This window comes from Bradyrhizobium valentinum (genome assembly GCF_001440405.1).
GTDB lineage: Bacteria > Pseudomonadota > Alphaproteobacteria > Rhizobiales > Xanthobacteraceae > Bradyrhizobium > Bradyrhizobium valentinum.
In genome coordinates, this window is sequence record NZ_LLXX01000153.1 from 71,713 (window position 1) to 92,207 (window position 20,495).

14 protein-coding genes and 5 pseudogenes are annotated in these 20,495 nt (G+C 58.3%); 6 read left to right on the top strand and 13 right to left on the bottom strand.

The genetic code is table 11. The features are described from left to right. The first annotated feature begins 154 nt into the window (after positions 1–154). From CP49_RS27290 to CP49_RS43495, 4 genes are read left to right on the top strand one after another with little or no spacing between them, the layout of a single operon-like run. On the top strand, positions 155–2,539 hold the full coding sequence (locus CP49_RS27290) for a tellurite resistance TerB family protein (protein ID WP_245310887.1): 2,385 nt from the start codon (positions 155–157) through the stop codon (positions 2,537–2,539). After that, positions 2,536–3,852: an ATP-binding protein gene (locus CP49_RS27295; protein WP_057853247.1), complete on the top strand. Its 1,317-nt coding sequence runs from the start codon at positions 2,536–2,538 to the stop codon at positions 3,850–3,852. The genes CP49_RS27290 and CP49_RS27295 overlap by 4 nt, the downstream gene beginning before the upstream one ends. Then, positions 3,824–6,055 carry a DEAD/DEAH box helicase gene (locus CP49_RS27300; protein ID WP_057853248.1) on the top strand — a complete coding sequence of 744 codons (2,232 nt, stop codon included), beginning with the start codon at positions 3,824–3,826 and terminating at the stop codon, positions 6,053–6,055. Before CP49_RS27295 ends, CP49_RS27300 begins: the two co-directional genes overlap by 29 nt. Before the next feature lie 36 nt (positions 6,056–6,091). Then, a complete protein-coding gene (locus CP49_RS43495; RefSeq protein ID WP_245310888.1) occupies positions 6,092–7,648 on the top strand; it encodes a TM0106 family RecB-like putative nuclease in 1,557 nt (518 codons plus the stop codon). Between the two features lie 322 nt (positions 7,649–7,970). On the opposite strand, the gene CP49_RS48735 is transcribed toward CP49_RS43495, so the two are convergent. Then, entirely contained in the window at positions 7,971–8,105 is a 135-nt protein-coding gene (locus CP49_RS48735; RefSeq protein WP_276326857.1) for a hypothetical protein, read from the bottom strand. A gap of 62 nt (positions 8,106–8,167) precedes the next feature. On the opposite strand from CP49_RS48735, the pseudogene CP49_RS45235 reads away from it, so the two are divergent. Next, a pseudogene (locus tag CP49_RS45235) lies at positions 8,168–8,434 on the top strand (ATP-binding protein); the annotation flags it as partial. Between the two features lie 316 nt (positions 8,435–8,750). Further along, positions 8,751–9,085: pseudogene (locus tag CP49_RS27315) on the top strand (DNA -binding domain-containing protein). A 410-nt stretch (positions 9,086–9,495) separates the two neighbouring features. On the opposite strand, the pseudogene CP49_RS27320 reads toward CP49_RS27315, so the two are convergent. The 12 genes and pseudogenes from CP49_RS27320 to CP49_RS43500 form a co-directional block, all read right to left on the bottom strand. Next, positions 9,496–9,765, bottom strand: a pseudogene (locus CP49_RS27320) (IS3 family transposase); the annotation flags it as partial. Positions 9,766–9,892: 127 nt separating this feature from the next. Further along, complete coding sequence (locus CP49_RS45240) at positions 9,893–10,060, bottom strand: hypothetical protein (protein ID WP_156438685.1); 168 nt, start codon at positions 10,058–10,060, stop codon at positions 9,893–9,895. A gap of 415 nt (positions 10,061–10,475) precedes the next feature. Further along, on the bottom strand, positions 10,476–10,736 hold the full coding sequence (locus tag CP49_RS27330) for a hypothetical protein (protein WP_057853253.1): 261 nt from the start codon (positions 10,734–10,736) through the stop codon (positions 10,476–10,478). Between the two features lie 778 nt (positions 10,737–11,514). Then, positions 11,515–11,967 (bottom strand): annotated as a pseudogene (locus CP49_RS48740) (PLP-dependent transferase). Positions 11,968–12,085: 118 nt separating this feature from the next. Beyond that, positions 12,086–12,259, bottom strand: a pseudogene (locus CP49_RS48745) (methionine gamma-lyase); the annotation flags it as partial. Positions 12,260–12,868: 609 nt separating this feature from the next. Further along, complete coding sequence (locus tag CP49_RS27345) at positions 12,869–13,294, bottom strand: hypothetical protein (protein WP_057853255.1); 426 nt, start codon at positions 13,292–13,294, stop codon at positions 12,869–12,871. 185 nt (positions 13,295–13,479) lie between these two features. Beyond that, on the bottom strand, positions 13,480–13,980 hold the full coding sequence (locus CP49_RS47920) for a hypothetical protein (RefSeq protein WP_245310902.1): 501 nt from the start codon (positions 13,978–13,980) through the stop codon (positions 13,480–13,482). Continuing rightward, entirely contained in the window at positions 13,914–14,324 is a 411-nt protein-coding gene (locus CP49_RS47925; protein WP_245310889.1) for an LLM class flavin-dependent oxidoreductase, read from the bottom strand. Before CP49_RS47925 ends, CP49_RS47920 begins: the two co-directional genes overlap by 67 nt. Beyond that, positions 14,257–15,345, bottom strand: a complete 1,089-nt coding sequence (locus CP49_RS27355; RefSeq protein ID WP_245310890.1) for a pyridoxal phosphate-dependent aminotransferase — start codon at positions 15,343–15,345, stop codon at positions 14,257–14,259. The genes CP49_RS47925 and CP49_RS27355 overlap by 68 nt, the downstream gene beginning before the upstream one ends. Before the next feature lie 507 nt (positions 15,346–15,852). After that, positions 15,853–16,959 (bottom strand): branched-chain amino acid ABC transporter substrate-binding protein, encoded by a 1,107-nt coding sequence (locus CP49_RS27365; protein WP_082646278.1) that lies wholly within the window; start codon positions 16,957–16,959, stop codon positions 15,853–15,855. A gap of 1,257 nt (positions 16,960–18,216) precedes the next feature. Further along, positions 18,217–18,924 carry a MerR family transcriptional regulator gene (locus tag CP49_RS27370; protein WP_082646279.1) on the bottom strand — a complete coding sequence of 236 codons (708 nt, stop codon included), beginning with the start codon at positions 18,922–18,924 and terminating at the stop codon, positions 18,217–18,219. Positions 18,925–19,069: 145 nt separating this feature from the next. Next, the gene (locus tag CP49_RS43500; RefSeq protein ID WP_245310892.1) at positions 19,070–19,282 is read right to left on the bottom strand and encodes a hypothetical protein; all 213 of its coding nucleotides are present in this window, start codon (positions 19,280–19,282) and stop codon (positions 19,070–19,072) included. Between the last annotated feature and the right edge of the window lie 1,213 nt (positions 19,283–20,495).

Genomic DNA, 20,495 nt, shown 5'->3' on the forward strand with positions numbered 1-20,495 from the left:
CACCGGGCGGAGTTCCAACCGTGCCGGACGAACCGGCGGGGAGTAGAGCAGGGACAGAATGTGGGCCGACAATCGCCAGCCTGGCGGGATAAGGTTTGCTGTTGGTTGCATGGCATGCGAAACTCACCCTACGGCGATAGTTTTTGAGTTCTTATTGAAGGACGTACGCGGTATTTCGAGCATGGGGCGTCGGCGTACATCTTCCGCAGGCGGAACAGTTTTCCTGGTCGTTTTCGGCCTGCTGGCAGCCGCGGTTTCGGCCGTTTATCGATTCGTGGTCGAAAACGCCGCGGCGATCAGCGCGTTTGTGCTCGTATGCGGCGGCATTATCCTTTCGGCGTATCTGCTCTCGCGCAGAAAATCTCAAGCCGTACCGGCACTTGATCATGGAGAATCGTCGCGCGCGGCTAGACAGCCAGTCCGAAGCAGCGGTCCGACGCGGCAACAGGCGCCGCCGGCAAGGTGGATTCCTCTCGGTGAACGGGCGCGCGTAGGTAACGCTGAGATTGCGAGCGGTCTCTTCTACCTGGGTGGACACCTTCCGGGGCCGGGGCGGGCGATTGTGCAATATGCTATCAATCCCGCGCTGCCGGTCGCGGCCGCTGGTGCGGACATCGAAGGCAATTCGATGCCCTATTGGCCCTCCTATTCGGACATGTCGCCCGCCGCACGGCGTGCCTTCCTGGATTGGATGCGTGACGGCCGGCGCAATCCTGCCTACGGCATCGGCCATGTCTTCGTATTTTTCTACGGGCTTGAGCATCGTCTTTTCGTTGAACGTGGCGACGATGCGGCCCTGCTCGTGCGCGAAGTCGAGCGACTGCTCACGATTTATGGCACCAACAACCCCTTTCGTGGCTACGCGACTACGTTCGTCACCACGGCCTGCGTGTGGTACGGCGCGCGGCTCCCCTTGCCGCCGCTGTCACCTGAGCGAGCGGGTGGTCCAGAGATGGATATTGCGACCCGTCTTCATCTAGGAGAGCGCCTCGCCGCCGCGCCGTCACTTTCCGCCGAGGATGCGTTGCGATGGGCATTGGCTTCACCCGACACCTATCTCAGGACACCCGCGCTCCGCTGCTTCGAGGAATTCGTGCAGCTATGGAACATCCGCTTTGTAAAGCATTTTCCGGCAGGGCTTGCGGTCAACGCAAAGAGCAACATTTCCCTGCGGTATCGCGCGGCAAGCGCAGCATTTGAAGTCGAGGTCGTTGGCCCGCACCAACAATGGCCGGATGTGTCTAGCATTTCCAAGCCTCTCGATAAGCTACAGGGGCTGGTCGCCGAGTGCACTGATGAGCTCGATACTTTCAGCCGTTTCGTAGGCCGCAAGCCGGCCCTTCGAAACTCAATGGTGGCGGCGGCGATGCTGCCGGACGATCTTCAACGGACGCCCGGGCTCGTCGCTGTCGGCGATTTCCGACGTCGGCTGGTGTCCGTCATGGGCGAGCAAGGGCGTGGCAGCACGACCGCCCAGATTCTCTTCGAAATGGCGGGGATCGAAGTTCCCCCGGATGGAAAGATCTCCGCGGCGGTCGCCGATGATCTCGGCCGCGCGCTGGATTCCATAGATGTTGCGATCGAGCCCGACCGGCGATACGGCAGCAGCGTGCCACGCGCCGACGAACAGGTTTTCGTGTTCAAGGCTCAAGCGGGCGGACCGGTCGATGCCGCGCGAACTGCGTTCACGGCGATGCGGGCGCAGGTCGAGGTCGCCGTTCTGGCCGCTGGGGCAGATGGCGATGCATCCTTCGAAGAGTTGCAGCGGACGATCGCCCGTATCCGCGCCGCTTCAGACTTGTCTGGCGTGGAACAAGCGCGCCTGATTGCCTTCGCCGTGACCACCTTCAATAGTCCTCCCAAACGTGCCCGCGTGATGCGTAAGCTCGCGGAAATGGGCGAAGCGGAACGCAGAGCGATCGCCGGCGCGGCCTTCGCGGTTGTCGGCGACAATCCAACCCCCGACGTCGCCGAAGTAAAATTCCTGGAACGGCTGCATAAGTCGCTTGGATTGCCGAAAGAGGCCGTTTACGAGGGCCTTCATCAGGCCGCCGCCGCCCGTTCTGACGAACCCATCGCAATCAGTGAAGAAAAACGCGTCGCAGGCGTCCCCATCCCGAAGGAGTCGGCGCCCGCGCGAGCCCTCCCGCCTGCTGCCAGCAGAATTCGGTTCGACGCGGCTCGCCTCGCCCGCACGCGTCAGGAGACCGATGCCGTCTCCGCGCTCTTGTCGGGGATATTCGAGGAGGAAGCGCCGCCACCGCCGCCCGCCATGGCCGATCAGCCCGCCACTCTGAAGGGGCTAGACGGACCCCACACCGAACTGCTCGAATTGCTTGAACTGCGCGGGGCGATGAGCCGGTCGGAATTTGATCGCCATGCGCGAGAAATGCGCTTGCTCCCCGACGGGGCTATTGAACGTATCAATGATTGGTCCTTCGATCGTTTTGACGAAGCGTTGATCGAGGATGGGGATGAAGTCGCGGTCGCTCCGCATCTGCGCGACCGCATCGCCGAGATAAGAGAGAGTGCGGCATGACGAAAGCTACCAAGACCATCCGTTCGAAGGAGAGGGATACGATTATCCAGGCTCTGTCAGCAGGCGTGGTGCCGCGTCTTGGATTGCCGCATATCGTGGTGGGTCGCGTGGGGGAGACAGCGGGGTTGCTTCGCGACATCGATCGTGTTGCCGACGGTGGGTCGGCAGTCCGCTTCGTTATCGGAGCCTATGGTGCCGGCAAGACATTCTTCGCAGGCATGGTCCGCTTGATTGCGCACGAAAAGAAATGCGTCACCATGCACGCTGACTTGTCACCGAACCGGCGCATTCACGGCAGCGGAGGCCAAGGTCGCGCACTGTATGCCGAGGCCGTCAACAACATGGCGACCCGAAACAAGCCCGAGGGCGGCGCCCTGCAGAGTGTCATCGAGAGGCTGGTCACCGATGCCGTGAAGGAAGCGGGCGAGAAAAGCGTAGCGGTTGAAACTGTGATTGACCAGAAGTTGGAGCCTATTTCCGGTCTTCAGGGCGGTTACGACTTTGCCACGGTGCTGAAGGCCTATTGGCGGGGCAGCGAGGAGTCGAATGGTTCGCTGAAGGAAAACGCGATCCGCTGGCTACGTGGTGAGTATTCCACCAAGACGGATGCAAGGAAGGATCTCGGCGTAAGGACTATCATCGACGACGAGACCGTCTATGAGTCATTGAAGTCGCTCGCATGTCTCGTCCGGATTGCTGGCTATGCGGGTCTCTTGGTCATGTTCGACGAGATGGCCAACATCTACAAGCTGCAGAATGCGCAAGCGCGCAAGCAAAACTATGAGCAGATTCTCAACATCGTAAATGATGCGCTGCAGGGCACGACGTCAGGGATCGGTTTCGTGATGTGTGGCACGCCGGAATTCCTGCTCGATACCCGCCGCGGCGTCTTCAGCTACGAGGCGTTGCAGTCACGTCTCGCTGAGAACGTGTTCGCCGGTGAAGGGCGTGTCGATTTCTCGGGGCCCGTGGTCCGCCTGCAAAATCTCACGCCAGAAGATCTGCTGGTTCTGCTCAGCAATATCCGCGCGGTCTTCGCCAGCGGCGATTCCGCGAAATACCTGGTGCCCGACGAAGCGCTTACAGCTTTCATGATGTATTGCGACCGCAAGATAGGCGAATCCTATTTCCGCACCCCACGCTCGACGGTCAAGGCGTTCGTCCAGATGCTGTCCATACTTGAGCAAAATCCCGGCACGACGTGGCAAGGCCTTCTTGAAACGGTCTCGATCGTCCCTGATACGCCGGACAATGTAGCCGAGGCGGGCGCGGACGGGGAGGGCGATGAGCTCACCAGCCTCCGACTCTCCTGAAGGGGCCTACCATAAGCTCCATCCGACCATCCGCCGCTGGATCCGCGACCAGGGCTGGGATGAGCTTCGTGAGATCCAGGCGCGCACTATCCTCTCCGTTATCGATGGTCATCGCGATATCCTGATTGCTGCGACCACCGCTGCTGGAAAGACGGAAGCCGCGTTTCTGCCCATCCTCACGCAGGTCGCCGACCGCAGTGATGCGGGATTCTCCGTCTTGTATATCAGCCCGCTGAAAGCGCTCATCAACGATCAGTTCAAGCGCCTCGACGAGCTTTGCGACAAGATGGATATCCCCGTCGTCAAGTGGCATGGCGATGCGCCACAGTCCGCCAAGAAGCGAGCTATTTCGAACCCTCAAGGCGTTGCACTTATCACGCCAGAATCAATCGAAGCCATGCTGACGAGACGCGCCGGCGATGCGCGGCGGCTGCTATCAACGGCCGACTTCATCGTCATCGACGAATTGCATTCGTTTCTGCAAGGACCGCGTGGCCTCCATTTGGCCAGCCTCTTGCGCCGTATCGATGCAATGGCGTCAAAACCAGCCCGGCGTATGGGCCTCTCGGCCACCATCGGTGACCTGCCACAGGCCGCTAGGTGGCTTCGGCCGAGCAATCAGGACTCAGTTGAAATCCTCGAAGCCAAAACTGACGCCCCCGAATTGCGCCTGCAGATACGCGGCTATGTCGAGCCACCGGAACTGGACGATCCCGATCATGCCGAGGGCGGATCCGGCGCCGAAGAAGTGCCGCGAAGGATCGCGCTCGATTCCATTGCCGACCACCTTTTTGGAACTCTGCGTGGCTCGAACAACCTGGTTTTCGGTAGCTCGCGACGTACGGTCGAGTCGACGGCCGACCGGCTTCGGCGGCGATCGGAAAAAGCCAAGGTGCCCGATGAATTCTTTCCGCACCATGGCAGCCTCTCCAAGACGCTACGGGAAGAGCTGGAGGATCGCCTCAAGGACGGTAACCTCCCGACAACCGCGATCTGCACATCGACCCTTGAGCTCGGTGTGGACATTGGCTCGGTTAAGTCCGTGGCTCAAATCGGATCGCCGCGCTCGCTGTCATCGCTGCGGCAAAGGCTCGGCCGGACCGGACGTCGCCGCGGCACGCCCTCGATCCTGCGGGTCTACGTGCGCGAGCCGCATATTGATAACGAGTCTGGAATCCTCGACCGGCTACGGCCGAACACAATCCGCTCCGTCGCCGTCATTCGGCTCTTGCTGGAAAAATTTGTGGAGCCGGCAGGCCAGGTGCCGGAGGTCGCCTCAACTCTCATTCATCAAATACTTTCCGTCATTGCCGAGCGCGGCGGGATAAAGGCGCGACCGCTCTACGATCTATTGTGCGGTCCTGGCCCCTTTGCGGCCGTCTCTGTATCTGAGTTCGCCGAACTTCTACGCCATCTTGCATCTGGCGCGATCCAGTTCGTCGAACAGTCCGGCGACGGATTGATCATGCTGGCAGAAAAAGGCGAGCACACCGTGCAGTCGCGGAGCTTCTTCGCTGTATTCGAATCGGCCGAGGAGTGGCGCCTCACCATGGGCGGCAAGACACTCGGAACTCTTCCTCTCTCGTACCCGGTTCACAAGGATGGCCTTGTGGTTTTCGCCGGTCGTCGTTGGATCGTTCAAGACATCGACGAAAAGACCAGCACGCTGTTCGTGGCGCCACATCCCGGCGGCGTCGTGCCGCGATTCGAACGCGCCGACGGTGAACGTCTCCATAATCGTCTCGCGGAGGAAATGCGTCGGGTCTACCTGGCGTCCGACGTGCCGCCCTACCTCGACGATAGGGGGCAAGAGTTGCTGGCCGAGGGACGTGAGATGTTTCAGAGCTTGAAGCTTGAGACCACGACCTTTGTGCAGGAAGAGCGGGACCTTCACGTATTTCTTTGGCGCGGTTCGCAGACGACGGCAGTGTTCGGCGCAGCCGCCGCAATGGCCGGCCTTCCGGGCCAAGTACACGACTTAGGGCTCACACTTGCCCAGACCAACGCGACCGAGGCTTTGCCCAAATTGAAAGCTCTCGCGACCGAAGAAGAGGTCGATCCAGTACGACTATCAGGCTTTGTGAAGGACATTGCAGCCGGCAAATTCAAGGATCAGGTTCCTGGACCGCTCGCGCGGTCCTTATGGGTTCGGCAGAACACCTCGGAAATCAATGCCATAGGAGAGATCGCACGCAGCCTGTAACTCACCGGCTTCGCTTGCGAGCATCGAGGTTAAGACATGCAGCGAATGGGCGAAACACTTCAACTCAGCGCGGGCGACCTGGTCGGCCACCTGAATTGCCATTACCTGACTGAGCTTGATCTCAAGGTCGCGCATGGCGAGCTCGCGAAGCCAAAGATCTGGGACCCTGTCCTCGAAACGCTTGCGGAGCGCGGCGCGCTGCATGAGCAAGGTTTCATCGAACATCTGAAGACTGCCGGAGCCGCTGTCACAGTGATCGATGGTGTTGGCATTGATGCAGGGGCCGTCGCGGCAACCACGGAGGCCATGCGGCGTGGCGATACCGTCATTGTCCAAGGTGCCCTCCAATCTGGACAATGGAGTGGGCGCGCCGACGTCCTGCGCCGAGTCGAGATGCCAAGCCGCTTCGGCGCATGGTCTTATGAGGTTACTGATACCAAGCTCGCGCGCGAGACAAAGGGCAGTACCGTCCTCCAAATCTCACTTTACTCCGACTTGGTATCGTTCATGCAAGGGAGCGCTCCCGCATCCGCCTTTGTGGTGACGCCGGGAACGCAATATCAGCCCGAACCATACCGGATAGCCGATTACGCGGCCTACTACCGGCATGTAAGAGGCAGTCTCGAGCGCGCGATTGCGTCACCTACAGAGGGTGCCTATCCCGAGCCGATCGAGCATTGCGACATTTGCCGATGGAGAAACCACTGCGACGAGCGCCGCAGGGCCGACGACCACTTGTCGCTCGTCGCCGGTATCACCAAGTCGCAAGCTGGCGAGCTTGAGAGGCGCGGCGTTCACACTATGGCTGCGTTGGCCACCGTTCCTCTGCCATTGCCGTGGCGGCCCGATCGCGGCGCCGTGCAAAGTTACGAAAAAATACGTGAACAGGCACGAATTCAGGTCGATGGTCGGGCACAAGAAGCGGTTATTTATGAGGCCCTGCCTCAGATTGCCGGATTTGGATTGTCGCGACTGCCAGAACCCTCGGCAGGCGACATCTTCTTTGATTTCGAGGGTGATCCCTTCGTTGGCGAGGGCGGCCTGGAATTCCTGTTTGGGTACCTCTACGCGGACGACCAGGGTGCGTCGCGCTACACTGGGGATTGGGCATCCACGCGCCAGGAGGAGAGGGCGGCCTTCGAGCGCTTCATGGACTTTGTGGCTGAGCGGCTCCAAACTCATCCTGACCTTCACATCTATCACTTCGCCCCCTACGAGCCGGCCGCCATTAAGCGTTTAATGGGCCGTTACGCAACACGCGAGAACGACGTCGACAATCTTCTGCGTGCCGAGCGCTTCGTCGATCTTTATGCGGTCGTGCGGCATGCGATCCGCGCGAGCGTAGAGAGCTATTCGATCAAGAAGCTTGAGCCCCTGTATGGGTTCGAGCGCGGGGTATCCCTGGAGGACGTGCGTGTCGTAATGGCACGAACGCAAGCGCGGCTTGAACTCGCCGATGCCGGCAACATTCCCGAGCCCGACAAGGCTGCGATTTGCGGATACAACCGCGACGATTGCGCTTCAACGCAGCGCTTGCGCGACTGGCTGGAGACCCTGCGCGCCGAACTTATCCAGAGCGGCGCGATCGATTGATCGGCCAGCGATCCCAGAGGCGGAAGTCAGCCCGGAACTCGACGCGTGGCAAAAGAAAGTCGCTACCCTTGCTGTGCGACTGACCCACGGAGTGCCTGATGACGCTGGCGAGCGCACCCCTGAGCAGCAGGCGCGCTGGCTACTTGCTTCAATGCTGGATTACCACGGCCGAGAAGGCAAAGCGGTCTGGTGGGAGTATTTCCGGCTGCGGGACTTGTCGGCCGAAGATCTCTTATACGAGCGCGACGGGTTATCCGGCCTCGAATTTGTCAAGCACGTTGGCGGCACCGCCAAGAGACCGGTGCATCGCTACAGGTTCGCCTTACAGGACACGGACGTTCGTCCGGGCGATGCGCTTCACAGCTTGGGCGGGGAGAAATTCGGGGGCGTCGAGGATATTGCGCTGGACCAGCGCATGATCGACATCAAGAAGCACGGCGATGCGGTTGGCCTGCATCCGGAGGCAATCTTCGCTCACAGCTTTGTCGGGACTAAGGTGCTTGCCGACCCGACCGCCTCTCAGCCAGTCAGCGGCGCGATCTCATGGAGATCGTCGAGGACCGTCATGGCCGCGGCTCCATCCTCATCACCAGCCAACTCCCTGTGGCAACTTGGCACGAGCCCACCGTCGGCGACGCCGTGTTGGATCGTATTGTCCACAACGCTTATCGGATCGAGCTCGACGGCCCGTCTATGCGCAAGCTCAAAGCCGACGAGGAACGGCTGGCGCCGGCCGCGGCCACACCGCCAGCCAACGGCAAGCCGCCCACGGGAGCAAAAATATGAAGCGCATCGCCAGCCCACCGGCCGCCCCCGTGGGTCAACAGGGATCTCCCGCGCGCGCTGCTGCGTCAGCCGTGGGAGCACTCCGCAGCGCGCGCGGGTCCCTCCTGTCGACTACGGGGACGGCCTCCACCGCGCTTGACGTCGAGCCAAAACACTGAGATCAGAAAATGCACCTGACGGCACCATCACACTGGTCGCGATCGATCGGAATGGGTGGTCACAATCCGTCGTAGCGGGTGGTCGCGATCGTCGGAATACGCAGAGAAGCCCACACACAGGGGACGAAATTCGAGCAACGGAGTTGTTGGTAACACCCATGAAGACCCCGCCACTCGATCCTGATGTCGCCGATTCAGCTCCGGATGATCCGGTGCTCACGGGCTACGATGAACAGCATCTCGTGACGTATTGGCGACTTCTCGATGCCGAGACCGATGGCGCCGACTGGAAAGAGGTGGCTCGGATGGTCTTGCTATCGATCCAGATCGCGAGCCGGCGCGCGCTCGCAATGCGTTTGATAGTCACTTGGCGCGAGCAAAATGGATGGCTGATCATGGTTACCGCGATTTGCTGCGCGCGGCGGCGCGACCAAATAGCAAGAATTGTCGATTAGAATTCGATGAGAATGGATTTCTCCCACTGACAACGTGATCGCCTGTACGCATCACGCAATGCACAATTGGTGGCTTCCCCAACAACCAAAGGCTTCATAGACATTTCGCAATCGCCTTACGGCAGGGGATCAGAGCAATGTCCGAGTTCGACTGGCGTGCCGGGCGCGTATCAGCACGCCATAAAGTCAGGGGAGGTGGCGGATTTCGCCTGGGAGGCGGTCCGCCGAAGGCCCAACCATCGAAATGCCTACCGGGACGCTCGCTCGAAGGGCGGGCAAGTTTCCGAATTGGGCGTCTGCTTTCGCTTATGAGCGGGCTCGGTAACGTAAAAGAAAGAGGCCGCTAACCGAGGAGCCCTTACTGTCGTGAAGTCGCAGGCGCACTTTGCTTGAATTCAGAGTGGCTGGCGACCGTCGCTGTGATCTTCCCCCGAAAAAATGGACAGGGTTAAGCTGCTTTTAGCTCCATCTCGATCGGGCTGATATAACCGATGGCGGAGTGACGGCGGGTTCGATTGTAGAAGCCCTCAATGTAGGCAAAGATATCACGTGTGGCTTCCTTTCGTGTTGCGTATTGGCGATGATGGACGAGCTCGGTCTTGAGCGTGTGGAAGAAGCTCTCCATCGGGGCATTGTCATAGCAGTCGCCCTTGCGGCTCATCGAAGCCTGGAAACCGGCGGACTGCATCACCTTGCGATATTCCGCTGAGGCGTATTGGTGGCGGCGCCTTAATGCCGCTCGCTGCGAGCAGCATTCGAAAGCGAAGCTAGCTCCGCCACCACGATCTCGAGCTTTCGCGCGATGCCCTCGATCTTGGGCGAGTGCTGGTGCTGCGGGGACCGCGTCATGACGTCCCCGCTTGCGGGATGATCCGCATCCTGAACTCCAGCGTCAGGTCGCGAATCTCGAGCAGCACGTCGGGATTAGCGTCAATTACCGCGCAAGCGTACGCGAAGCGCTCCTCGGCGAGGGCAAGGGCCTCAGCACCTGAAACGGCCGCAGGGATACTCATCGCCAGTGCGCCTCATGCTTCGCGATATAGTCGAGAATTCTCGCTCTCGCCAAAAGAAGATCCTCATCGAGCAATGCGTGCATCGCGCCTCGAACGCAAGGGGAAATCGAATTGTCCGTATCGATCATTTCCGAAAGTTCTGAAACGATCGATCCTCGCGATCGAATCGCCTGCCGTGATCATTCGCTGCTCAGACACGTTGATCCTCCTTCTCGTCGTCAGTAGTGGTTGGATTGGCATTCCTGAGTTCTTCGGCGAGCCGAACGGGATCGTGTGAACGTTTGTTCAGCGCTCGAACATCATCGCGGCGCGCTTCGACGTAACGCCGGATCCCGTTGCAATTATCGATGGGATCGCAAGATGTCTACTTGAGCACGCCGCAGATCTCCTTGAGGATTGCGCAGTGTTGCTTAATCTATTGGCTTGTCGGCGCCGACATTAAGCGCTCTTCGGATCGGGCGACGAGCAGATCCTGTGAGGCGGGGCTCGTCTCTTCTTCGCGCTTCTGCGCCTTGACGCGCTTTAACAGGTCGGAAACAGATTCGCCGAGCAGGTAGCGTCCATTCCGCTCGCGTTTGAAGTAGCGGTCGGTGACGAGCTTTATTAAGCCCGGATTTGCTGTCTCTTGCGATGCCCGCAGAGTCTCCCGACGAAACGAGCTATTTGTAACGTCCATTTAGGTTTCGAGTCCCTGGTTGAGATGCAAATGCAGCCGAAGAGTGTCGCGTCTAAAACATTCAGACGATGCGGTGGCGCGAGGCTCGCGCGCGATTTGATCTTATGCCAAAAACGCTGCAATGTATGTAAGAGTTGCCGATACCGAGCGCTGGGTAAAATGAAGGCGCCACTGTCAGTGGTGCAGCCGCGTCCACATGAGCTTCCGAATTTCCCGCTCTGCTCGCGCGAAGTTGCCGATGTTGAAGTGAGTGCGCCGATACGCAGCAGCGCGTTCCGCTCGCGACCCCATGATGCGGGGTCTCTCGCGCTTGTACATCTCGTCGCGTGCTTGGCCGAGTGCGCCGCGCACGGCATGTCGGAGTTCCCCTTTGATTCGAGGGAATGTGGTTGCGGTGGGCCGAAAGCTAGTTAGCAGTTGCAGCGCGCGAGCCTTGATCTCCTCAAAATACGGACTAACGCGCACTTACGGTTCTCCTTTAGCGATGATGCTGCTGCATCTATGCTCCTGATAGCCCGGTTAATGGCATCGATATGGCAATCAGACCTCTGTGGATGAAAAGAGCAGTCGCGCTGGCAGCTTGCCCATCACGCATTCTGCGCAGCGCAGCTCAGGGTTGCTCGGAGGTCACAAGCACGTCGTCAAAGTAATTACGGGACCGAGGTGTCGAGTTGGCAACAAGCCCCGCGGGACAGCATTTATGGGCGCCTGGCGGGCCGGTCCCAGCAGCCGCACGCCTGCAGCTATGCCTCGGTCAACGCGTGCGCGATATATGCAATTAGGTCCGACGCATGTTCGATGCCGATCGATAGCCGGATGGTGGAGTCGAGGACGCCGATTTTTCCCGAATGTGAGTCGTAACACCTGAGTGCGTCATGCTTGCGGGTAGGCTGGCAAGCGACTCGGTACCGCCCAGGCTCACTGCCAGCTTGAAGAGTTTCAGCGCGTTCCGAAATTTGTATGCGGCGGCTTCTCCGTCGACAGTATCGAACGAAAATGTGGAACCTGTGCCAGTGCATTGCTTCGCGAATAGCCGGCCCGCGGCCCGTCTGCCTCGTGGTGAGCGAGGCCACTTTTTCGTAGTCGCGCAGGTATTGCGCTACGAGATGCGCATTTCTATCGGCTTTTCCATGCGAAGGCTCAGTGTTTCGAGCGAGCGGCTGATCATCCAGCAGGAATGCGGGTCCAGTTGGGTGCGGGTGGCGCCTCGCGGCGCTTTGACGTCCTTCATGAGGGCTCTTGACCCGAGCGCAGCGCCAGCGATCAGGTCTGAATGACCGCGACATATTGGTCAGTGAATACAAAGTGAAATCCGCACCATGTTCGATCGGTCGCAGGAACACTGGCCCTAGCAATGTGTTATCGCACGCGACGATTGCCGTGTGCCCCTGGGCGCGGCCGGGCATCTCTGCGACGCGGCGGACCATCGCAATATCGACCAGCCCATCGGTCGGGTTTGCCAGAGTTTCGATGAAAATCATTGGAACCCTGCCTTTGTGTATCGCGTCCCCTGTCGCCAGCATGACTCCGGTCTCGTCGAGGCCGTCGGCAAAGCCGACGGTACCGAATCGAAAGGCCCGCAAGCGTCTTCACAAGCAACGCTTCCGGTGCACCGTAGAGTGGGTTGAGAGTGCAGAATCACGTCGCCAGGGCTTGCCGAACGCGAGGATTGTCGTCGCAATCACCGCCATGCCGGATGGTGCGCAATTCTCTATGCGCTCGTAGCCGGAAATCCCGTCCTCGACAATTTCGCTGTTGGGGTGATTGAACCGCGAATAAACCAGGCCTGCGTCCCATTCCCTCGGGAGGCTCGCGCCGATCTGAGACGAAATCGAAAGTCCATCCCGTCTTCTCGGCAGTCCGGAAAACGAAGGTCGAGGTCAGAAAGACCGGCGGTTTAGCCGCTCCTTGCGATAATTGTGGATCGTAGCCGTAGTTCAGCATCTGCGTATCGGACGCAGCTTGTGATTGCCTATATGGGTATTCAACGAAAACTGCTTCATCATGGCCTAAGCTTCGTTCTATAGATCCAAATCCTTGCCCTGCAGCTAGTTGCCTTCCACGGCAGTGGGGGGAATTCCGCAACTTGTTGCGCGATATGCTGGAACATTGTCAGCGCAGGCTCTAACAAGTCAACGCTGTTTCACCAGACTCCACTTCTTGATCACCGCCTCGCTCATCTGCTCAGCGTCGGCACAGGCGATTTCATCGACCTTCACCGAGATCCTCTTGCCGACTAGTGGCTTCAGCTGACGGGCGTGCGCTTCGCCAGTTGTGAGCAGCTCAAACATTACCGGTCCGGTCTCTAGCTTGCACAGCGCGTGCGGCTCGGGCAGCCGGCGCGGCGCGGAGATGATATGGTAGGCGACCTTTTTGCCGTGCTTGGCATCGCGTATGCGAAACGCGTAGAGCTCGCCTGACAACACGTCGCCGGTGTTGATCGGCGCGCCCCCGTTCAGCCCCGCGTACGCAGGCTCCTCCGCGCCGGCGGCTCCAGGAAAGCTCGCCATCAGAATCAATGCAAGGGCAAAGCCCATGGCGAATCGGTCTTTCGTCATTAGTCAGTCCTCCGTAGGTGTGATTAGAATAGCGTGAGCTGCGGCAACAGCGCACCTCGTCGACCCATGGATGTCATGGTGAGCAAACAGGAGCTGCTGATCGTGAGCGCATGCTGCCTGCCGACTATACGGGAAGGGTCTAGGAGCGCTGCCAAACGTTTGATGTCTAAAGCCGGACGGGCAAATCATTGTCGGCCAAGTCCAGCCATGATTTCGGATTGGATTGCGGTTGCGGTGCACAGGGAAGCATCTAATGGCAGATTGCCAAATGCGAGTTGACAAAGAAGGTAATTCGCACCTGCCTCTTCCAGCTGATTTAGGAGAACTTGTCGCACAGAAGCTGGCGTTCCGACGACGCACAATTCGCTCTCGATTGCCGCATCGAAGGTCAGCGGAAGGTGAGGTGGTGTAGGGATGGCATTGAGCTCGTAGAGGAACTTAAAGCGCTCGAGCCATTGTGCGTAAGGAGATGCCGCGAGCGAATAGGCATCTATCTCCGAACGCGCAATCACGACCATGCGAAGCAATCCAAGAAATGGCATTTGATCGTGAGCCTCGCCGTTGGGCTCTCGATGAGCGCCGAAGGCATCAGTAACTTTGCGTACAGCAGAGGAGGGGCCTACGCACGCGAGATTTGCGCCATTGGCAGCTGCCCAAGCTGCGGACTCGGGTCGATTTGTCGCAATCCATGTCGGCGGCCTTGGACGCTGATAAGTTTTACCGTCAACGGAACGCTGTTTAGCTCAAAATGTTGGCCTTGATAGGATAGCATGCCGCCTTTCATAGCGCTGATAAGGATTTCGCTTGCTTCTTCATAACGGCTTGGCGCCGCGTCAGCGCTGATGCCGTAGTAGCCCAATTCAAGCGGAAGAGAGCCGCGTCCGATACCCACCTCAAGCCGGCCACCGCTCAAGTGATCGAGCGTACAGATCTGTTCAAATGCACGCAGGGGATGATAGAGGTTAAGCAGCATCACCAATGGCCCGATACGAAGTTGCCGTGTGCGCTGTGCGACGCTCGACAAGAACAAATTTGGCGATGGACTCTCCCATGCGGCGTACAGTGGTGTTCTGCCACGTGATATGCAAAGAAGCCGAGTCGGCCTGCCACCATTCACCGTCGTGTCCCGCAGGCACACGCGCTAGCAAGAAGTTTGCGTGGGAGGGCGTTAGAGAAAATCCAAGTTGCGACAGTGCGGTCGCAACCCGCTGTGTTTCATGCCTGATGTGCCTATGGTTCTCTTCATAGACGGCGCGATGCGCAAGAATGCTGATGCCGACCGCGTGCCCGATTACATTCATGTTGAAGACGTTCTGGATGTTACGAAGCCTTCCAATAAGCTGCGGGTGGCCGAACCCGAAGCCGACGCGAATGCCAGCGGCGGCATAGCTTTTCGAAAGTGTTCTTAAGAGCAGAAGATTCGGATAACGGCTGAGGAGCCGCAGGCCATTATCAGGCGCAAAATCGACATACGCTTCGTCCAACACGACGAGGCGGTCCGATTGTGCCAGGAGGCGTTCGATATCGGCGATAGGGATGAACGTTCCGGTCGGATTGTTCGGATTCGCCAACAGAATGAACTTGGCATCTTTTGCTGGCCCAAAGAGCAATTGCTCTATCGGCAACGACTGAGGTTCGTTACATCTGATTTCAAGCAGTTGAGCACCCTGCAACATAGCAAGTTTGCGATTGAATGAAAAACCTGGCGACAGCATTGCGACGCTGTCGCCCGGGGCAAGAAATGCTCTGTAGATGAGCCCGAGAAGCTCAGATGATCCATTGCCGGCAATCACATGATCGATCGCGACGCCGTAGGTATTAGCGGCTGCTTCCCTCAGGCTAATGTTGTCATCTTCTGGATACAGATACTGCCGCTCAAGCGCCGCAATTGCACTTTGCCATACGGTTGTTGGCAACGGAAATGGATTCTCATTCCTGTTTAGTTTGACGTAATTAGCGGCCGGCGCAGGCCGGCCGGACGGCAGAGCATCTAACTGTTTCGCTGCCTGCGAAAGAGAAGAGAGCACATTTTGCAATTTGGCATCGGACATAGGTTTCTCCCGTAGAACCACCGAGGGCGATTGCAGTTGTCAGCATGCCGCTCAGTCAGTCCGGTAGACGGCCTGAGGACAGAGTTCGAGTGTTTATTGGGACAGCGAGGACGGCCGGCATCCAAAGTGCAGCAATCAGCCGCCTCGGTCACGGATTGGCATTGCCGTCATTTCTGAGTTAGCGGCAATATCACTCTGCGTTGGTCCAGGTACCAAATATTGGTCCGGAACGAGTCGTTCTCAGATCGCACAGTGGAAGTTCGGCAAAGAGCTAAGCAAAAGTAACGCAGCGACATCGGCCGAGCTGTGCCGTTGGGCATAAACTCTTCCGTTGGCGCATCGGCGTCATAGGATAGCTCCACGAGCAGTACTGCCAGCGCGAGAAACGACGCGAATACCGCGAGCGCGAGAACCGACCCGAGTAGCACGTCATGTCCGGAATTACGTCTCATCATTTCCATTACTTCCCTGAATATCTAGGCTCGTGTGCGGTCACAACGATGAGTTCTACTCGACGGTCTCGACAATGTTGTTATGCCACCGGTATACGACGAAGCCGGGAGCTGCATTGTCTCCTTTGGTATCGAACCGGACCGGCCCGATTACTGTTTGGGTGGGCTGCGAACGAAGCGCAGCTGCTACTCGCGGCCCATCGAAGGTACCGGCCCGCTTGACTGCGTCCGCCCATGCCTGGACGGCGGCATAGGCGTAGAGCGTGTAGCCTCCCGCTGACATGTTGGAAGACTTGAGCCTAGCTACGGCGTCCGCCGCTTGAGCATTCTTGGTGGAGTCGGGCATGAAGGTGAACAGTGTGCCGTTTGCTGCTTCGCCCGCGATCGCCGAAAAGTCGCTGGTCATCAACGGATCGTTCGCCATGATAGTGAGGCCTGCGCCTGCTTCTGCGGCTTGACGCACAATCAAGCCGATCTCGTTGTAATAGCCGCCGATATAGGCGATCTGGATTCCGTCTCTTTTCATTCTTGAGACCAGGGCCGTATAGTCCTTTTCGCCGGCCACATAGCTTTGCCGAATGACCTTTTCGCCCGCTTCCTGAAGGCGTGACTCAACGACGTCGGCAATGCCCTTGCCGGCGGTACTCTTGTCGTCAAGGACGGCAATCTTCTTGTTCGGATAATGTCGCAAGATGTATTCGGCCGCCACGAGTCCTTGTTGGTCGTCGCGGCCGCAGATCCGAAACACCGTCTTGAGACCACGCTCTGTTAGCTGAGGATTCGTTGAGCCAGGTGAAATCTGAATAAGTGCCGCTTCGGCGTAAACGTCGGAAGCGGGGATAGAGGAAGACGAACAAAAGTGGCCAACGACCAACTTGACTTGATCCATCGTCAGCCGATTGGCAACTGCGACGGCCTGCTTGGGATCGCACGCGTCATCGGCGACGCTCAATATGACCTTGATACCGGGAAGTAGGCCCGAAGCATTTAACGCATCGACAGCCGCAGTAGCACCGTCGCGCATCTGTACGCCAAGCGCAGCAGTGCTTCCGGTCATCGGGCCGACCACGGCGATATTAACGTCGGCAGCTGGCGCGGTCGAAGCCAAAGCAAAAGAGAGGAATGCTGCACTTGCAGCTGCAGTGATTCGAGAAATTGGCACTTAGAGCTCCGGATGTTCGCTTGAGTTTGCTAACAGCTTGCCGTTCCTGCCCATGCGAGGGCATCGCTTGGTTACGAGATAACGCCAGCTTTGGATGCCTCAAGGCAGCGCGTAAGCCGCGGCTGGCCGATGCCTCCGGACCTGCCGTGGCAGAGCGAAACAACCGTTGCGGTCCCGCTATAGGAAAGATGTGGCGATAAGCAGTGAGATACACGCCGAACGCTGGCAATCTCGGCATTTCATCACGTCCGACGCGCTCCTGACGCTGCAGTCGATCGAACACAGCAAACGGTTCGCATGTCCATCCCCGCGGCGGCGTTACGTATATGGAGTCTGCGGGTTCGTCGCCGGTATTCCATACTTTGTGAGGACCGGCGCCTGAGACGTCACACACCGAACTCGGACCGAGCTCCCGTTCCTGTCCGGCAACAGCGACGTGAATACATCCCGCCCTGATCTCTAGTTGGTCGTCCTGTTTTAGCTGCAAGTATGGCGGCGGCGGCACCCCATCCGGCGTATAGAGCACTTTGACAATCAGCTCCTTGCGGAAGTGCTCGAGCCTTCTGACCGTCTCGTGGGGCGTGAGCCTAACAGCTTGAGACATTCGTAATCCTTAACTTAACCTTTGGAGCAGCAACCGACGTGCCAACGACATGATGTCGAGTCGAATTGGGTTGCAGCGAAGCAAGATCCGCGAAGTTTGCGATCCTTATCCGTGAGTGAGAGATAGATAAATCCGTCTTGTTCGGTTGGTCGGACAAAGCCTCTCCTTGCGAGAAGCGCGACTACGTCGTAACGAACGCTGCGTCAGCATCCAGCACACCCGCGATCACCCCGACCGGCACGGCTCGCTCTGATCAAGCACTTGCAAGGCCACCAAGATCATCCACTGCGTCCCGAATGCCGAAGCTCTTGCCCAGAAACTCTGAACGTACTGCAGGCCATGCGATCCTCCCGGCTAGGCGGAGTTGTCCCTAGGTCGTATTGCCAGGGACCGTGGCCACCTACATTAGATCGTACAATCTGACGCCACGTACGATTCAATCCCTTCGGTGGCTCGTCTCATAAATGTGTCCAAAGTCATGTCTCGATGAAGGAGCGACGCTGCAAAACTTAGAGAAGAGCGCCACGAGTCCTTAACCATCTGACGCAAACCACAACCGGCGCGTCCCTAGCGCTAAAAAACTCATATCATTCTCATCTAGATGGATAACACAGCAGGTGTGCACGCATTATGCGCGGCAGGTTCAGCGCAGTTCATCCGCTCAAGGCGGCAAGTGCGAGGTCGAGATATTGCATTAGGCAGGGATCCCAGCCAGCCATACTGCGTGGCGCGCTCAATCGCGCAAGAACTTTCAGTATCATTGAAACGCTCGAATCAGCTCCTGCGATTTCTGTGATCAGCAAGCGCGCTTTAAGCGCCACAGCATTTGCCCGTTGGCTGCAGGGATGCTCGCCCCGATCAACACAATCGCGCAGCTCGTCGCGGATCTTCCGCCACTGCTCCTCTCGATCTGAGTCCATGACGCATGTGCATGGGAGCGGCTGAGGGCGTTCTTCCTCAACCCGCGACATTGCATCCAGAGTGGCAGGTAGCTCATCTACACTGACGTGCAATTCACTATCCGTCGTCATGTTGCGCAAACGATTTCGCAAGAGGGTTGCACGCGCGACTTGAAGTTCAATTCTCCCCAAATGATTGCGCAATAGGTCAGTAAGCGAGGTTCTGCCCTCTATCGCTCTACGGATCTCGTGAAGCGAGAAGTCAAGCTCACGTAGCGCTCGGATTTGATGTACCCGTTTGAGGCCTTCGTGGTCGTACATGCGGTGACCGCCGTCGGTGCGCTCCGACGCACTTAATAAGCCGGTGTGCTCATAATGATGCAGAGTGCGTACCGTTACCCCGGTCGCCTCTGCAAGCTCGCCAATGCGCCATCGACGCCTTCGTGGTGTAGGTTTTGTCATGGTTCTCTAATTTCAAGCCTACAACCTGACGTCGCGTGAGATTCAAGCTATTTCAACGGTCTACCTGAAAACGGTTTCGTTTCAGGCGCCAGCTAGGCGGCTCTTCTGGCGCCAGCAAGGTTGCTGTCCACAGAGAGTCGCCTGATCAAGCGGCAGAAGCAATGGCGCCCATCAAGTTCATCAGGGACGCCAAGTGGCCCTCACCGGCTGCTGCACGTTCCAGAACAAGCGTGGCGATTGCCGTTCGATTTTCAGGAGTTCGCATCGAAGCCGGTAACGCCGCGACTGCTTCATCAAAAAGCCTTCCCAAGACCGAGAGGTCTTCCGGATCGTAGACACCACTGTATTGCTGCAACATTCGGCTCCGTGATTAACGCTAAGGCGGCCGCACGTGGCTAAGACGTTTGGCCAAAAGAAGACAGACCGCCGGCGTACAGCGACGAAGGTGCGGTATACGTTGAAGTGATGCTGTTGCGCAACACAGTCGCGCTTTGCTTCCTCTCAAGGCCGCGCAGGCGATATCGACTAACTTTTCTCGGAACTGCGAGCACCGCAGTGCCTATGTCCAGCCGAACTCGCAGGCCGAAGAAGAGGATTCTCACATTCGTTGCGCCGCTATTCTGAGCCATGGCTGCAAGAAAGCGACGAGCCGATACGAGCAACGATCGGCAGCCAATGCTGATCCAACAACGATAGTCCAGAAGTTTCTCAGCTTGGGTCCCGCTGCCTCAATATCTATCGCAAAGTGGTGGCCGCTCTTTGATCCCGTTCACAACCGATCGGACCACGGTAGATGAGACTTGGCGCGAAGGGGTAAGTGATCGGGCTATCCGACATGCTCGCCCGCGCCTGGTATACAAAATGACAGACACGCAGACGGGCAATGCCTTCCAAACTAGTCGATGCCAGTGCGCTGAGCGCATCTGGGCCGATTCGCTAGTCCCACCCTCCAGGCAAATGTCGAGTTCTGCTGTTATCAGCGCGCTTGCGAGTTCGTTGCGCAATTTGGGTTGCCAGTAGCGCGTGCTTGCCTTCGCAGATCAGTCCTGCAACCACTTCGATTTGCAGATGATGCGCTGCTTGAGGTGGATAGGGGTCGGTCCGAGGGGCCAGGCGCCCTTTGAATGTCATGAGCTCCGAAGAGACGAAGGTCGAGCGAGAAGAAGATATCGGAGCTGACCATGCCAGAACTGCCGCGGACGATGTGTAGGAAATGTCGTTGATCGCGTAAGTCGTTGCATGTCGCGCTCCGCCTCTGCTGTCGACTGGATCGCTATCCTCTCGAGCGAGCCCAACCGCTGGCTTGAGACCGTTGCTGGTGTGGCAGGTTCGATAGCCATTTGCAACGGGCCACTGATCTTCAACGCCGCAAATTGTCGCTAACGAGCTCGAGCGAGAATGGCGTCAAGCCGAGAGGAGCCTAATATCAGACTCGCGAGAGACAGCTGAACTATGGGTGCAGATATGACGGACGTAGGACGCTTTTGCGCATCCGGGCTTACGATGAATGAGGGTCGGTTCTCACGAAGGATTGGGGGTAACCGGATTGATGCGAAGAGGAGGTGAGAAGA